Source organism: Paenibacillus amylolyticus (genome assembly GCF_036894225.1).
In the GTDB taxonomy this organism is placed as follows: domain Bacteria; phylum Bacillota; class Bacilli; order Paenibacillales; family Paenibacillaceae; genus Paenibacillus; species Paenibacillus amylolyticus.
This window is the reverse complement of sequence record NZ_CP145892.1, coordinates 5,746,181-5,763,125: the sequence shown is the minus strand read 5'-3', so window position 1 is coordinate 5,763,125 and position 16,945 is coordinate 5,746,181. Positions and strand designations below refer to the sequence as shown.

At 46.3% G+C, this 16,945-nt stretch carries 10 protein-coding genes and 1 pseudogene; all 11 read left to right on the top strand.

Annotated features, from left to right (window positions below; all coding sequences use genetic code 11):
* Nucleotides 1-8 precede the first annotated feature (8 nt).
* The 11 genes and pseudogenes from xylB to V6668_RS25580 all read left to right on the top strand — a co-directional run bounded on the left by xylB (nucleotide 9) and on the right by V6668_RS25580 (nucleotide 16,933).
* Nucleotides 9-1,502, top strand: coding sequence for a xylulokinase (gene xylB / locus V6668_RS25625; RefSeq protein ID WP_338707028.1), 1,494 nt, complete (start codon nucleotides 9-11; stop codon nucleotides 1,500-1,502).
* 221 nt (nucleotides 1,503-1,723) lie between these two features.
* Entirely contained in the window at nucleotides 1,724-2,440 is a 717-nt protein-coding gene (locus V6668_RS25620) for a glycosyltransferase family 2 protein (protein WP_338707027.1), read from the top strand.
* Nucleotides 2,428-3,090 (top strand): annotated as a pseudogene (locus V6668_RS32245) (glycosyltransferase); the annotation flags it as partial. The gene V6668_RS25620 and the pseudogene V6668_RS32245, both read left to right, overlap by 13 nt.
* A gap of 420 nt (nucleotides 3,091-3,510) precedes the next feature.
* On the top strand, nucleotides 3,511-4,581 hold the full coding sequence (locus V6668_RS32240; protein ID WP_036607090.1) for a glycosyltransferase: 1,071 nt from the start codon (nucleotides 3,511-3,513) through the stop codon (nucleotides 4,579-4,581).
* 183 nt (nucleotides 4,582-4,764) lie between these two features.
* On the top strand, nucleotides 4,765-5,163 hold the full coding sequence (locus V6668_RS25610) for an RrF2 family transcriptional regulator (RefSeq protein ID WP_127546709.1): 399 nt from the start codon (nucleotides 4,765-4,767) through the stop codon (nucleotides 5,161-5,163).
* 118 nt (nucleotides 5,164-5,281) lie between these two features.
* The gene (locus tag V6668_RS25605) at nucleotides 5,282-6,433 is read left to right on the top strand and encodes an MFS transporter (RefSeq protein WP_036606945.1); all 1,152 of its coding nucleotides are present in this window, start codon (nucleotides 5,282-5,284) and stop codon (nucleotides 6,431-6,433) included.
* 151 nt (nucleotides 6,434-6,584) lie between these two features.
* Nucleotides 6,585-7,211, top strand: coding sequence for a bifunctional 4-hydroxy-2-oxoglutarate aldolase/2-dehydro-3-deoxy-phosphogluconate aldolase (locus V6668_RS25600; protein WP_047841586.1), 627 nt, complete (start codon nucleotides 6,585-6,587; stop codon nucleotides 7,209-7,211).
* Nucleotides 7,212-7,380: 169 nt separating this feature from the next.
* Nucleotides 7,381-8,307 carry an alpha/beta hydrolase gene (locus tag V6668_RS25595; protein WP_253503299.1) on the top strand — a complete coding sequence of 309 codons (927 nt, stop codon included), beginning with the start codon at nucleotides 7,381-7,383 and terminating at the stop codon, nucleotides 8,305-8,307.
* A 227-nt stretch (nucleotides 8,308-8,534) separates the two neighbouring features.
* On the top strand, nucleotides 8,535-10,928 hold the full coding sequence (locus tag V6668_RS25590) for an S-layer homology domain-containing protein (protein ID WP_338707024.1): 2,394 nt from the start codon (nucleotides 8,535-8,537) through the stop codon (nucleotides 10,926-10,928).
* Between the two features lie 202 nt (nucleotides 10,929-11,130).
* Nucleotides 11,131-12,258, top strand: a complete 1,128-nt coding sequence (locus V6668_RS25585; protein WP_036606951.1) for a transglutaminase domain-containing protein — start codon at nucleotides 11,131-11,133, stop codon at nucleotides 12,256-12,258.
* Between the two features lie 163 nt (nucleotides 12,259-12,421).
* Nucleotides 12,422-16,933, top strand: coding sequence for a collagen binding domain-containing protein (locus V6668_RS25580; RefSeq protein ID WP_338707023.1), 4,512 nt, complete (start codon nucleotides 12,422-12,424; stop codon nucleotides 16,931-16,933).
* Nucleotides 16,934-16,945: the final 12 nt, after the last annotated feature.

The window sequence follows — 16,945 nt, the reverse complement described above, 5'->3', positions numbered from 1 at the left end:
GTTAACCTATGAGTTACGTAATTGGCGTCGATCTGGGAACCAGTGCGGTCAAAACCGTGTTGGTCAATCGTGAAGGAAAAGTGGCATTTGAAGCATCCGAGGCATACCCGTTGTACCAGCCCAAGGCTGGATACAGTGAACAAAATCCCGAAGATTGGGTAGAGCAGACGATTGTTTCCTTGCGTAAATTGCTTGAAGTGTCTGGCGTGCAACCTTCGGAAATCGAAGGATTGAGCTTCTCGGGCCAGATGCATGGACTGGTCTTGGTGGATGCAGAAGGTAAACCGCTGCGTAACGCAATCCTGTGGAACGATACACGCACAACGGCTCAGTGCCGTCGCATCGAAAAAGTGCTGGATGGCAAGCTGTTAAGTATTGCCCGGAACCGTGCACTGGAAGGCTTTACCTTGCCAAAAATTCTGTGGGTTCAGGAGAACGAGCCGGAATTGTTACAGCAAGCATCCTTGTTCCTGTTGCCTAAAGACTATGTGCGTTATCGCCTGACCGGGGATTACGCTATGGATTATTCTGATGCAGCGGGAACTTTGCTGCTGGACGTTGCAGGCAAACAGTGGAGCGACGAGATTGCAGAAGCTTTCGAACTGCCAATCTCTCTTTGTCCACGTCTTGTGGAATCGTTTGAGGAAGTGGGCACGTTGCTGCCTGAGATTGCGGATCAAACGGGTCTGGCGGCTGCGACAAAAGTATTTGCAGGTGGTGCGGATAATGCGTGTGGTGCCATTGGCGCAGGCATTCTGAGTGAAGGACAGACGATGTGCAGCATCGGAACGTCCGGGGTTGTGCTTTCCTACGAAGAGCGTAAAGATCTCGACTTCGAAGGCAAAGTACACTTTTTTAACCACGGAGAGAAAGATGCCTTCTATATTATGGGTGTAACGCTTGCCGCAGGATATAGCCTGTCCTGGTTCAAGGATACGTTTGCAGCGGATAAATCGTTTGATGTGCTCTTGCAGGGCATTGATCAGATTCCGGCGGGCAGCAACGGATTGTTGTTCACACCATATATCGTTGGGGAGCGTACACCTCATCCGGATGCGAATATCCGTGGCAGCTTCATCGGTATGGATGCAGGGCACAAGCTGGAGCACTTTGGACGTGCGGTGATGGAGGGCATTACCTTCTCGCTACGCGAGTCCATTGATATTCTGCGTGGTGCAGGCAAAACCGTCAATGAAGTCATCTCCATTGGTGGCGGCGCCAAGAACGAAGCTTGGTTGCAAATGCAGGCTGATGTCTTTAACGCCACGATTGTGAAGCTGGAGAGCGAACAGGGTCCAGCGATGGGTGCAGCGATGCTGGCTGCCTATGGCTGTGGCTGGTTCCCGTCTTTGCAAGAATGTGCAACAGCGTTTATTCGTCCAGCGAAGTCCTATGAGCCGAACCCGGAAACGGTTGCCGTCTATGATGGACTGTTCGCACTGTATCAGGAAGTCTATGGACAGACGCGTAGTCTCAATGATCGTTTGGCTGAATACCGTTAATTCATTTATTTCACTACATTAATCTTATGATTACATTTAAAAGCATCCGCGAAGGCGGGTGCTTTTTTGTCGTTCATCAAGATTAACCCCATGAAAGGTTTACTCGGCCTGCATATCCGCATTCAGGCTCTGCATAGATTGGAAATAGAGGATTGTGATTCGTCCAGGCATCGTGTGCCCGAAATTTTAATAGGTAGAAGTTTGAGCAAGGGGGTGAAGCTTTGGATGGACATGAGGAACATGGAAGACCACATATTACCTTGTCGATGATCGTTCGTAATGAAGAGAATCGTTATCTCAGGCAGGCACTGGAGAGACATCGTCCCTGGATTGATCGCGCAGTAATCATTGATGACGGAAGCACGGATGGAACGGTCGGGCTGTGCAGGGAACTTCTGGACGGTATTCCACTCGTATTAGTGGAGAACGCTGCTTCACGTTTTGCAGACGAGGTAAGCCTGAGAAAACAACAATGGGAAGAGACGGTGGCGACCAATCCGGAGTGGATTTTGAATCTGGATGCGGATGAGATTCTAACCAGTGACTTTGGGTTGGTACGGGATCTGTTGCTCAGTGGCAATGAAGATGCGATCTATTTCAGATTGTTTGATATGTGGAGTGAGACGCATTACCGGGAAGATGAGTTCTGGCAGGCGCATGCCTATTATCGGCCATTTCTGATTCGTTATCACCTGGGGATGAACTATGAATGGAAGGAGACACCTCAGCATTGTGGTCGTTTTCCGTTAACGATCCAACATTGGTCCTATGGATGTCATGCTCCCCGGGTGAAGCACTATGGTTGGGCGCGGGAAGAAGACCGTATCCGCAAATATGAACGCTATCAAGCACTGGACCCTGAAGCAAGATACGGTTGGAAGGAACAGTACGAATCGATATTGGATCAGGAGCCACGACTGTTGGCATGGTTCGAATAAGGAGAGGGGGAGTGAGCACGTTGAAGAAAGAACCGTTACGCAAATCGCAAGAAGAATCCCAACCTCAAATAGAGCTGAATTCACAAGAAAAAGAGAATGAGAAAGAACATCAAAAAGAGGAGCAACATGAGAGCCAGAGTAAACATCGACCGTCCAGACGTTCTGATAATTCGCTGGAAACCCGCCAATCGGAAACGCTTGAAGCGCCTGGCCAGGAAAGAATACTGATCGCCAGCCCGGTTCGCCAGACAACTCCGGTGCTCCGTGAATTTCTGGATTCTCTGCATGCACTGGAACGAACAACAGTGAAGACGGATTATCTGTTTGTTGACGATAACGTGGAAGAAGCCGCATCGAATATATTGCATGAATTTGTGCTTCAGCATGAAGGGACGGTTATTCAAGCAGATGAACATGGTAGCGGTAGTCCTGACAACAAAGGGGTGTACAGCAAGGATGAGGGAGGACACTATTGGCAGGATGAGCAGATTTGGCGTGTAGCCCGTTTGAAAAATCGCATATTGCAATATGCACGCGACAATCACTACGATGCGGTGTTCCTGATTGATTCTGACTTGGTGCTGCATCCACGGACGCTGGAGCAACTTGTATCGAGTGGCAAAGACATTGTATCCAATATTTTTTGGACCCGCTGGCAGCCGGATGCCAGGGAAATGCCGCAGGTATGGCTGCAAGATGAGTATGCTTTGTTTCGCCGCGGTGGCAAAACAGTAGACGGAACCGAGACGGAGGACGAGGGCACGCAAACGACTGCTTTTCTAAATCAGCTACGGATCCCGGGTTGTTATGAAGTTGGAGGGCTAGGGGCATGTACTCTTATTCGCAAAAATGTTCTGGCAGCAGGAGCTTCATATGACCAGATTCCCAATGTATCCTTCTGGGGCGAAGATCGTCATTTCTGCATCCGTGCTCAAGCACTGGGTTTTCGTTTGTTCGTTGATACTCATCTCCCCGCATACCACATCTATCGATTGTCCGAACTTCCGGGGGTTTCCGCCTTTAACCGCAGGGCGAGACGAGGGGAGGAGACGATCAGTATTACCCTGTGTATGATTGTGAAAAATGAAGAAGCTTCCCTTGCGAGATGTCTGGACTCGGTCAACGGTATCGCCGATGAGATTGTAATCGTGGATACCGGATCAACGGATCGTACCCGTCAGATTGCTTCCAGATATACGGATCGTATCGTTGATTTTGAATGGGTGGATGACTTTGCAGCAGCACGCAACTATGCCTTCGATCAGGCAAAGAGTGAATATATTCTGTGGCTGGATGCAGACGATGTGTTCGAACCGGAAGATCGGGCGAAACTGATCGCCTTGAAACGTTCGCTGGACCCGGATGTTGATAGTGTTACAATGGATTATAATCTGTCATTCACAGCAGATGGCAAGGTAGCCTACAGCCTGCGCCGGAATCGTCTGGTGCGTCGGGATCGGCAATTTCGCTGGATTGGCGCGGTCCATGAATATCTGGCTGTAGCGGGCAATCTGCTGCATAGTGATATAGCGGTTACCCACAAGAAAGATAAGGTGTATACCGATCGTAATCTGCGGATCTATCGCAAAAGGGAACAGGCCGGAGAGGAATTCGGGCCGCGTGACTTGTACTATTTCGGTAATGAGCTGAAGGACCATGGACAGCATGAGGATGCGGTGAAGTACTATGAGAAGTTTCTGGATACCGGATTGGGCTGGGTGGAAGATCAGATCGCTGCTTGCCAGAAAATTGCGGATTGTGAAGCTGCACTTGAACATCCGGAACAGGAAGTCACGGCGTTGTTCCGATCATTTGCCTATGATTTGCCAAGAGCCGAGATTTGCTGTCGATTGGGTGGTTATTTTGCCGACCGTGAAGATTATCGCAAGGCCCTGTTCTGGTACGAACAGGCGACTCGTGCTGTACGTCCTGATGACCCTATGGTAGTGCTGAATGAAGCAGCTTGGACCTGGATGCCGCATCTGCAACTATGTGTGTGTTATGACCGGATGGGTAACCGTGCCAAGGCCCGGGAACATAATGATATCGCACTCGCCTATCATCCAACACATCCAAGCATGTTATATAACGATCGATACTTTAAAGATTTGGAGAAGGATAACGTATTGGAAAATGCCTAAAGCATGCATATAGATTGGAACTGTAGGTATAGATATTGCTGGAACAGTTGTTTGTAACAAGAGCCTCCTCTGATAAAAGAGTGGACGCAATGTGCCACTTTTATGAGAGGGGGTTATTGACGTAATTGTATTAAAGGAGTTATTGTAGATATATTAAGTCTTTTATTAGGGAGGAATGAGATGATGAAGTATTCCAAAGCTACCAATTACGCCCTGCACACGATGCTTTTTCTTGCGGCATCCAATTCAGATAAACCTGTGGGTGTGCAGCAACTTTCAAAGTGGCAGAATGTTTCACCCACATATCTGTCCAAGATTTTAACCAAATTGACGAAAGAGGGGATGATTCATTCTTCATCTGGTGCCCATGGCGGGTATACACTTCAGGAGAAGTGGGAGGATCTTACGTTTTTGGACATCATCCAGGCCATTGAGGGTACAACCTCTCTGTTTGATTGTTGTCATCATAAACAGGGATGCTTAATTCAAGAAACCATGATCACTGCCGAAGGACAGATGGAAGAAGTGTTTAAAAATCGAAAATTATCTTCGATTGCCGGTAAAATATCAATGATGCATTAAGTATTTTTTTGTTTTTTTAATAGATATAATTTGTCTTTTATATCTATTAAAAAAAACTCAACAAACGAATATATCCAGAAGATTTCACACACTATTCTTTTGAATAAAGGAGACTGAAATGAATTCATTTATTATCTATTTATTGGCTTTAGGAGCCTTTGTTGTGGGAACAGCCGAATTTGTCGTATCTGGTGTTTTAGATATCATTGCCCGCGATTTACAGGTTTCGATCTCATTAGCGGGACAATTGGTCACCGTATATGCACTATCTCATGCATTGGGAGCCTGGGCTCTGGTCATGCTGACTTCCAAGTTACAACGTAAAAAAGTACTTCTGTATTCCATGCTTATTTTTATCTTGGGAAATATCATTGCATTCTTCAGTTTGAACTTTGGCATGCTTATGTTCTCACGCATCGTATTGGCCATGAGTGGTGGTCTATATTTTGTCCTAGCCACGAACTATGCTGCAAGACTAGCTCCTTCTGGCAAACAGGGTAGTGCCATTGCAACTGTCATCACAGGATTCACCGTTTCATTGGTATTAGGAGTGCCGATTGGTACCTTCATTGCTGCCTACATGGATTGGCACTACGTTTATATCATGATTGCAATTATCGCATTTATTAATTTCATGCTGTTGTACAGATTTATTCCTCGAATGGAGGGTAACCCGTCTCTCTCCCTGAAGCAACAATTATTGATTATCAAAGATAAAAAGGTTATCACCGGATTATTAACGACTGTTTTCTGGATTCTGGGTTACACCATGGTATTTGCTTATATCGCTCCACTTTTAAGTTCAGTAGCCGATTTTTCAATAGAAATGATTAGTACGGCGTTACTTGTATTGGGTGTATTTGCATTCATAGGTTCCCGTCTTGGTGGCTATGCGGTAGATCGATGGGGACCTGTTCGCACGATTCCAATCAGTTTGATTATTCATGCTGGTGCCCTCTTTATTTTGCCCATCACAGCAGGTTCCACAATAGGTATTCTTCTGACCATCATGATTTGGGGCACAGCTGCCTGGATAACAACGCCCGCGAATCAGTTCTATTTGATAACATTGAGACCACAGTCTTCTGAAACAGTCCTGAGTTACAATACGGCAGTAATGAACATAGGTATGACTTTCGGTGCCGGATTGGGAGGTGTAGTTGTGAAATACAATTCCGTTCAAAATTTGGGGTGGATTGGTGGTATGGTCCTGCTGTTGGCTTTGGCGATTGCCCTTGTTTCCTTCAGGTTGACTACAAAACCAAGTTGAATTCAATGTCTTTTTAAAAGGAAGAAGTGAATATTGGATCAAATGATTTCATCCAGGAGAGGATATGCCTTACAATAATGAATAACGGAAAAGCGGTGACCATGATTGCCTGTCTTCGGCTGCCGAATTGATGAAGCAAGGGGAACTGGATATGAATTTGACGGAAGTACTATTGGAGTCAAGGCTAGTTGCGATTGTGCGCGGTATAAGCCGCGAAGCGGCAGTAACAGCTGGACAAGGTATGACAGGTGGCGGCATCCGACTAATGGAAGTCACACTGAACACACCTGGAGCACATGATATTATTGCAGACTGGCGTGAGCGGCATGAAGGAAAGGCTTATGTTGGAGCGGGTACGGTACTGAATGTGCAGATGGCGAAGGAAGCCGTCGCTGCAGGAGCACAATTTCTGGTATCTCCCAATGTCGATCTGTCTGTCATTGAATATGCTGTAGAACATGGTGTCGAGATCTGGCCTGGAGCCATGACACCTACGGAGATTGTCGCTGCCCATGAAGCGGGAGCACGAGTTGTGAAGTTGTTTCCGATGGCGAGTCTGGGTATACCGTATCTGCGGGAGATCAAAGCGCCACTGAATCATATTCCACTGCTGGCAACAGGTGGTGCCACACTGGAGAATATTGCTGATTATTACGCAGCAGGCGCTGCTGCAGTGGGTCTAGGAAGTGCACTTTTACCACGAGAAGCTCTTGTGGCAGGAGATCATGAGCAGATTGCAGCATGTGCACGGAGATTTGTGGAAGCAGCTGAAGCCTAGGATTCCAGCATCAGATGAGGGATATGTATACTTGGGTATATATATGAAGGTGCCTTTAGATTAATTGTTAGATAAATCTTTATCATAAAAACCCATGTCGCTTAACGTGCCGTTCATTCTATTGTTTTATGATGGATGTATGCCAGAATTCGGAGAGGAGAGATGCCCTGTGAAAGCTAAAACAATGATAGGCGGCATGCTCGCCGTGGCCGCAGTAACGGCAGGTGGATTATGGAAGGCAGCGGTAAAGAGCCAGACCCCCAAGAAGATTCCAATCACACTCACACCCCCAATGCCATTTGAGGATGTGACCTTTGACAGTGGGGGAGGTCGGGTGCATGGCTGGTTCATCCCGGCCAGAGCCGACATTCCGAAACCATGGCCGCTCGTTATTATTGCACATGGCTGGGGCTCCAATCGCTCCCGTGTTCTTCGATACGCACGTCCGATCTGGGAAGCAGGATATGCCTTATTTATGTATGATGTGCGTAGTCATGGGGCCAGTGATCCGGTTCGTGCTGCATCTGCCTACCTGTTCCGGGATGATCTGCTCGCAGCGTTGCAGTATACGACTGCACGACCAGAGATTGATGCGGATGCCATCGGAGTGCTTGGTCATTCTTTGGGGGGATTGGGTACGATTCTTGCAGTGACGGAGGGAATTCCTGTATCAGCAGTGATTACGGACTCGATGCCATCGCAATTTGAGGTAATCGTCAGTTCAGAGCTGAGACGCCGGCGTCTGCCCTTGTTTCCACTGGCCCAGTTAATTCCGAGAATCTGGTTCTGGCGACTGGGTGAATCTCTGAAATCTTATCGTCAGCGTGATCCGGTGATCATGCTGAATGAACGGCGCAGAGGGATGCAACTGCCGATGCTTATGGTGCACTCCAAGGGAGATAATTTCATTCCCCCGAGTGAGCTTGAATATTTTATGTCCAAAGCCGATCCACCTGTTGAACATCTATGGGTCAACAGCGGAGGACACAGTTGTTCTGAGGAAGATCCCACCTTCTGGGACACCGTTATTCCATTTTTGAAAACCCATGTCCAAGGTCAGGCGAAGTTGAACGATTCGTCTAAAGCGAGTAGTTGACAAGGTAGATTCAGCCTACATAAGAGTGCAGGCTAACAGAGAAAACGCCAACGTAATTGGCGTTTTTTTTGCTGTTACTAGCAATATGCAGAAATTCACATTTGTAAAATTGCCCGGAAAACGACGATTAAAAAGGAAGCTTATGGTATCATAGAATAGACTGGCAATATTCATGCGAGGTTATTTGTTATGCTTCTTTGTATGAAATTGAAGGGAGAGGTCCAGATTTGAGTTTGAATTGGAAGTTTAATTTACGATTGAAAATGTTCGCAACCAAAGCAACAACCGCAGCGATGGCAACACTGCTGCTTGCTTCGCAAACACCAGGTTTTGCAGGCAGTGCATCAGCCGCGCAAGCAGAGCAGTTGACCGCAGCGACAACGGGGGAAAATGAACAACTAGACGCAACGAGCAATGACGTGCCTGAGGGAGCGAAAATCTCATCCAGGCAAGCCAGTGAAAATATACTGAAATTATTTCCATTATTAAAAAAAGCAACGATCTCATCTGCACGATTCGATTCACCTAATTCCTATCCACCGCCAGAATACAAGGCGTGGGAGATCGGGTTCCAGATTACACAAGGCAATCATACGTCGGGATTCAGTGGAACTGTACATGCAGGCACAGGGGAAGTGTTAAGTGTACATTTGCCGTCGGATATCCTGGATAAACATGTCTCGGAATCAGATGTGAAGTTAACCAAAGCTCAAGCTGAAGAAAAGGCCGTGGCACTGTTGTACCAAGCGATTCCAGGTCTTAAGGACAATGAATATGCTCCGCTTGGAGATCTGTATTCTTCCATCGAACAAGAGTCATTGTTTGGCAGAACAGAGTATCGATACGGGTACCAGTTAAAACATGATGGATTGTTATCTGACGCAGAGACAGTCTACATTAATGTGGATGAAAGTGGTTTGGTGACAGGTTACTCACGGGGTACTATTGAAGCCAAGTATCCCTCATCGAAACCGGCAGCTTCAGAAGAGAAGGCCAGACAGCAGTTTGAAGAACAGTTCGATGTGGAGCTGGCTTATATCGCCAAAGACCGTCTATCTTCCAAACAGGGTCAGCAGTATTACCTTGCATATACACCCAAAAATATCAGTATCATTCCGATTGAAGCCAATACGTTGGAACGGATTAATACATTAACAGGTAAAGCTGTAGATGAAGATTCTTTGCAGCAGGATACGAAGTTAAAAGGTGATGTAACGCCTTTTGTCCCGGCCAATGGTACGAGGTTAAATGTTCAGCAGGCCGCCAATCGGGTCGCAACAAACTTTGATATTCCCAAGGGATATAAGCTGGAGCATAACCAGTTGGGCAAGGGATATTACTCAAGTCCGAACAATCAGGTGTGGAGTCTGAGCTGGAGCGATCGAAGTGCCAATATGTCCTATATGTTCATGCGGGATATCTCAGCACAGGTAGATGCAGTTACCGGGCAGATCTACAGTTATACGATGATGCAACGAATGGGACCGGAGATGGAACAGGAGAAGCCGGCTGAGGAGAAGGCAGGCAAATTGGTAACCCGGAAGCAGGCTGAGAAACTGGCGATGGACACGGTGATTGCGCTAGTTCCAGACGCAACGGAGCAGTTCCGACTGGCTAACGTGATTGAGGTGGATGATGCTCGCACATTTTTGTTCCAGCGTTATCTGAACGGAATTCCGGTTAAGGAAGATACGGCACAAGTACAGGTGTTAAACAACGGGACGATTAACGAGTTCTATACACGTATTGCGGCAACGCCTGAACAACTGCCAGCAGATGTTAAGCCAGCCATCAGTTATGAAGAGGCCAAGGCACTCTATCTGAAGGAATTCAAGCTGATCCTCGCATATTCCCGTTATGGCGGATATGGTATGAACGGTGGTCAAGTCATCCCAGCGGGGGTGAACCTTGCTTATATGCCTACACGTGATGAGAATTCGATCTATGGCAACTATGAAGCGCTGGATGCGAACACAGGGGAGTGGAAGCTTTTATACGGGGACACAAGCTCTGCAACCAAGGCTGAACCTACGGATATCTTGGGTCATGTGGCCGAAGCAGCTCTACGCAATATGACACAGCATGGCGTATTGCTTGCTGATGAACAGGGACGCGTATTCCCGGATCGTGTGATCACCCGAGGAGATTGGTTTAACTATCTGGCAAGAGCGATTAATCCAAATATGGATCTGTACTACAGTGGGGACGGAGATGACAAGTTATACGCTGATGTGACACCTGACAGCCCGTATTATAAGGCAGTTCGGGCATTAATCGATCAGCGCTGGCTTGCCGGAGCGGACCCTGAACAGAATTTGAATCCGCAGGAAGAGATGACACGTGAAGAATTGGCAGTGCTGCTTGTACGTATTTTACGCTATGAGAAGCTGGCCGGATTCTATACGTTGCCATCGGATCTTCCCAACATTGCGGATGCTAGTGCCATTACGAGTAAGGGAGCGGTCTCCCTGAGTCTGAAGCTGGGATTGCTTCCTTCGATTGAAGGACGATTCATGCCTGCACGTAAAGTGACGGTAGCTGAAGCGTCACAGGTATTGGAACGGCTGGCGAAGCTTCAAGGTAAAACAGATACGTTTATGAGTGGTAATCGCCTGTATTAGACGAGGAATCACTCATATCGTGACCAAACGAAACATAGGATGAAGATAACGGGTAATCGTGATTCAATGAACTAAAGATCAAAGGGACCTTCCATAGAAGGTCTCTTTTGATTTAATTTTTACAAAACTAGAAGAATGACGACAGAGCCTTTTGTGATACAATAGGGCGTGAGAACTTTGCAAAGAAGGGTGGGTTCCTTTCATGGGTAAGAACGGGAAACGAATTATCACCATACTGCTGGCAGGCTGTCTGATTGCTGTAGCGTTACCACGTACGGTTGATCTGGATCAACTGTATGCTGCATCAGGAACATCAGATATATCCACGGCAACAGATTTGCGCCAGACCTTGCTTACCGCAATGTCACAGCGAACGGAGGAACTTGTTTTTACATACAAAGGCAATGTGAAGGGCCTCAAAAAACAATTACAAACCTCCATCGATGAGGCAATGAAGAGTGACCCCTATATCCAATATACCGTTAAAAGTTATGCATTTAATTATAAAGGCTCCAATGTGTCGGCCGAGGTGCATGTGACTCTCTCCTATCGGGAGACCAAGGAGCAGACCGATTATGTGAATCGTAAAGTCACAAACGTGTTGAAAGAAATCATCAAACCAGGCATGACGGATCATGAGAAGGTCAAGGTCATCCACGACTGGATTGTGCTTAACCTTTCCTACGATACTTCGTTGAAGAAATATACGGCCTACGACGGGCTTGTTACAGGCAGTACCGTCTGTCAGGGATATTCACTGTTGGCATATCGGATGCTGGAGCGAGTAGGTATCGATAACCGGATTGTGGAAGGTACAGCGGGCGGGCAGCTTCATGCCTGGAATATCGTGAACCTGGACGGCAAGTGGTATCACATGGACACCACCTGGGATGATCCTACCCCTGACCGCAAAGGTAAGGTTAGCCACAGCTACTATTTGCTGAGTGATGATGAGATGGCACGTGACCATATCTGGACAGGCAAAAGCAAGTACCCCGCTGCGCCCGCCCCATATCGAGAAGCTTTATTAAAGCTGGTGAAGGCCGGAGATAGCAAAAAAGCCGCTTATCAGAAGCTGTACCATGCTCTGGACTATTCCCTGTATGATGAACAGGATGCGGTTAAAGGCCATGCTGCGCTGAAGACCAAAGTTCAGAGTAAGCTGAAGGAAGGCGGAACCTCGCTGACATTCAGGTACAAGGGTACGGAGGCTGGACTGATTGAAGATTTGCAGGATTTGTACCAACTTGGCATGAAATCGATATCTTATTATGTATCCAAAATGGAAGGTACTACGGATCTGCGCGTCAAAATTAACTGGACACTATAACAACCGTTTGAACAGGATGCTCCGCTTGAGGAGTATCCTTTTTTGTGTTCAATTTTGTGTTCAAAAACGAGGATTTTAGTGTTGTCTATTTTTTGTATATGTCGCTTTGCTATTCTAATCTTCGGCGTATGCCAACACTACGTACGAGGAGGATATGCAAACAATGAGGAAAAAAGTGAGCATAGTGATCATTGCTCTGTTACTGGTCACGCAAATGATGCAGGGTTGGATATTTACACCAACAATGCATGCTCAGGATGAATTAACTAATTTGCCAGCCAGTGCAATCAGCGATACAGCATCAGAAGAAGGTTTGGCAGGTTCGGAAGAGGTCAACAACGTTGACGTTGCTGCCACTCCGGAAGAAGAGGGGGAGGGAAACCTCAACCAGAGCAGTTTAGCAATCGCAGCTGCAGGCCCGGTAATTACAGATCAATTGATTACCAGTGTGCAGATGTACAATCAGGCACCAGAAGACAACGGGAATGGCACGATTGAAGTCAAAGGAGATAAAATCGAGGATATTCGACCACGAATCCAGGATGAGGTGGCTGTAGTCTTTACATGGGGACTTGCAGATGACAACCACAATTACAGTGATGGCTCTACGTTCACCTTTAACTTGCCCGATAAATTCATCATCGGATCGCAGCTTAAGGGTAATCTGGATGGCGGTGTTGGGGAGTATGTGGTGAATCCAGATGGCACAATCATCTTTACCTTTAATGAACTGATCGAGCATGCGAAGCTGGAAGGTAACTTCTACGTGTGGATTAAGTTCGATGAGAGCAAGATGGAAGATGGCTTGAAACAACAGATAGACTTTAGTTCCGTGGGGCAGGGCATCATTGATGTACATTTTGCCAACACAGCCGTAGATAAGTTGAAGAAATCGGGAAGCGCAAACAAAGAGAACTTCAACTCGGATGAAATTAAATGGACTGTAGATTTTAACCAAGGCGAGAAGGCTATGAAAAATGCTGTTCTTGCAGACACGTTCCCAGCAGAGCTGGAGCTCAAGGGCGATATCGAAATTCGCGAATTGGAAGTGCAATTGAATGGATCTGTAAAAGAAGGCCCAGTAGTTCAAACGGAACCACATTTTCCAATTCAATTGGGAGATACAGATAAGGCCTATCGTGTAACCTATACGACAAGTGTTAAAGCACCAACCACTGCTCCGTTCACCAACGTGGAGTATCAAAACCAGGTTGCGCTTACAACAGATCAGAGCGAGCACAACGAAACAGATATTGGCCGAGTTCGTGTGAGTTTTAATGAGCCTTTGAACAAATCAGGGCAAGATAGTGCGTATGATCCGGTGACACAGACGATCACATGGAAAGTACAATATAACTACAATCAGCAAGAAATTATGCAAACGAATGCATGGATTGAAGACCGCTTTGATACGGCAAAACAGCAACTGATCAACAATTCCGTCAAAGTGTATCAAGTGGACATTAATGCAAGTGGAGCGGCTTCCAACAGAACACTGATCAATCCGAATGAATACACACTCGAAGCGATGGGTACAGGGTTCGATAATGGCTTCAGATTACATTTTAAGAACGATATTACAAAGGCCTATGAGATCGAATATGATACACAATCGATTCATCGTGTTTATACAAACGACACCATTACGAACACAGTGAACATGTATGATGGTACTTCCAAAACAGGCCGAAGAGACGTTCAGGAAGTCATTTTTGCAAAGAGTGTAAAAAGTGAAAACTTCAACACAAAAGAAATCGAATGGCAGATTGTTTTGAACCGTGATTTGCAGGACATGACGGATATCGTCATCACCGACAATTACGAAGGCAGACATATGAAACTGATTCCGGGTAGTCTTCAAGTAAGTGGTGTTAACAAAGAGGACTTTGAACTGACTCCAGACCCGGCTGATCCAACGTATGAAAAAGGATTCTCACTTCGCTTGAAAGACGGCGTAACGCTCAGTACGGAGCATGTTATTACTTATAAGACAAGCTTCGATCCCACAGCGGGTATGCCAACGAATGATGAATATCGCAACTCAGCCAAGATCGATTGGGAAGAGTCTGATGTAAAACAGACTGCGATTACCAAATCTGCTGCGGTCAAACCGCAAGACTACACGATTCAAAATGGTAACAAAAAGGGTGAATATAGCGCCAAAGATAAAAAGATCACCTGGACAATCGATGTAAACTACAATTTGTTTGATATTCAGGATGCAATTCTTAAGGATGCTTACACTGGAGACCAATCTTTTGTAGACGGCTCATTGAAAGTTCATGAGTTAGAGTTGCAGGGAGCCAATAATGTTACTGCTGTGGGTAGCGAGGTTCTGCTCACACCTGGTCAATTCCAGTTGAACCCGGACGGTAAAGGTTTTGCGTTGGATCTGGGTAACATGGGCAAAATGGCTTATCGCATTCAGTACCAAACAAGTCTGGATGGACCATATTCTGTCGCAGGCGCATATGCCAACCAGGCTGTTCTGACGGATGGTGAGGGTGGTGCAATACGATTTAATAGATCAGCCAGTGTTACACCTGCCAACGGTGGTGTATACGTCCGCAAAACAGGGAAGCAAGAAGGTACAACGGATAAAGCATCATGGACGGTAAATATCAATCCAAGTCAATCTTTCATTCCTGCGGGTAACCAATTAACAGATACCTTGTCAGAGAACCAGATTTTATTGGCTGATTCATTGAAATTATATGCAACCAATTTACCTGCCAACAATTCAGGCAATGTATCCACCAAAGCTGGACTTGTTGATCCGGCTGATTATGAATTGGACGTGGAGGGCAATACATTTACCTTCACCTTCAAGAAAGATATCCATACTGCATTCATTTTGGAATATCAGTCTTATATTAATGCCGATCATGGCGCCCGAATTGAGAATAAGGTTGAATTTGCAGGCCAATCTTCCTCGGTAATCGGAGAAGGTAATCAGTCGGGAATCAAAGTTTCCTTGGCTGGAGCTGGTGGAGGAGCCTCTACAGGTCTGGGCAAAATCAGAATTCACAAAGTCAGTGATACAGGAGTTCCGCTGGAGGGGGCAATATTTGCAATCTATAATGCGTCTGGAACTACGCTTCTGGAAACATTGAAATTAACGGACGAGAATGGTGTGGTTGAAAGCTCCAGAAACTATCGATTAAACAATCTAACCAACGGTGTACCTTATAAGTTAAAAGAATTATCTGCACCGGCAGGATACTTGGTTGATCCTGAATATGGCTCTGCATCAGGTAAAACGATTGAATTCAAGGATGCGGATATCGCTTTTGAAATTGAAAATAAAAAGATTCGTCAAGGCTTTGAATTAACCAAGGTAGATGCGGTGGACTCCTCGAAGACACTTAAGGGTGCAACTTTCGAATTGTACTCCAAGGACGGCGCAACGCGAGAGAAAATCGATGAGTTAACGACAGGGGAAGATGGAAAGATCGCCAAAGGTGGACTGTTGCCAGGGGATTATGAGCTGGTAGAAGTCGTGGCACCTGAGTTTTATCAATTGGATGCTACACCAATTCCGTTTACGATTGTAGAGAATCAGACGGAGAGTATTACATTGACGAAGTCTAATGCAATGGGTGCAGGTGGTAAACTTGTCGTTACCAAAGTAAATGCTAAGGATAAGTCCGTACTAAGCGGAATTGAATTCGAATTGCGTGATCGTTCCAACATTGTCATCGATACAAAAGTAACCGACCTAAATGGGGTCATTGAATTCGATGGTTTGGACTATGGTTCATATACATTGGTAGAGACCAAGGCAGAAGGCTTTGTTATTGAACAGCCGGAGACCCTTGTATCTATTATCAAACCGGAAACTCAAATAACCATTGAAAATAAAAAAAATGATCGTTCTGTTAAATTGATTAAAACCAATGCGGGCCGAACTCAGCACCTTCAAGGAGCTGTATTTGAATTACGGGCTCAAACTGCATTGATGGATGCAAATGGGAATTGGGAGTTCCACAAGGTAACAGGTCTAGATGAAGCTACATTGACAACCAATCAACAAGGTGAAATTGTACTTGAAGGCTTGGATATCAATAAATATCAGTTGGTTGAAATAAAAGCGCCTAACGGATACATGTTGGAAACAACACCAGTACCATTTGAAATTACGAACATACAAACCGAAGCTGTAGTTGTGGAAAAAACAAATCAGGCTATCCCGGTATCGGGTGGTGGGTCTAGTGGACCTTATAATCCGGGAACACCTACTACGGGTGTAACACCAGATCCAGAGAAACCAGTAACTCCGGAACCAGGAAAACCAATTCCGTCGGTTCCAGGCACGGTTGTAACTGAACCTACAGAGTCTGGGGGAGGAACCGAAAGTCCGACAGATGAAGATTCCGGGGGAGTGACACCGACACCAGGCGATTCGAACGGTGACGACACTGCACCTCCAGTTGGGGATACAGATGCACCTGATGGGGATGGTGCACTTGCACCTCCTGCTGGAACGGATACAGATGGATCACAGGGCAATGGAAATTCCGCATCACAGCCAAACGGAAATTCTGGATCTCAGGGAATGCTGCCACAAACAGGTGAAGAGAGCACAATGGCTTACACTGCTGTGGGCATGATGCTGATGGCGCTAGGTAGCGCGGGATTCATGTACTTCCGCCGCAGACAACAGCTTCATCGCTAGATCGAAACACGC

Coding starts and splice junctions, on each gene's coding strand:
- xylB (WP_338707028.1), top strand. CDS start 9: ATGAGTTACGTAATTGGCGTCGATCTGGGAACCAGTGCGGTCAAAACC.
- V6668_RS32240 (WP_036607090.1), top strand. CDS start 3,511: ATGATTGTGAAAAATGAAGAAGCTTCCCTTGCGAGATGTCTGGACTCG.
- V6668_RS25610 (WP_127546709.1), top strand. CDS start 4,765: ATGAAGTATTCCAAAGCTACCAATTACGCCCTGCACACGATGCTTTTT.
- V6668_RS25605 (WP_036606945.1), top strand. CDS start 5,282: ATGAATTCATTTATTATCTATTTATTGGCTTTAGGAGCCTTTGTTGTG.
- V6668_RS25600 (WP_047841586.1), top strand. CDS start 6,585: ATGAATTTGACGGAAGTACTATTGGAGTCAAGGCTAGTTGCGATTGTG.
- V6668_RS25585 (WP_036606951.1), top strand. CDS start 11,131: ATGGGTAAGAACGGGAAACGAATTATCACCATACTGCTGGCAGGCTGT.
- V6668_RS25580 (WP_338707023.1), top strand. CDS start 12,422: ATGAGGAAAAAAGTGAGCATAGTGATCATTGCTCTGTTACTGGTCACG.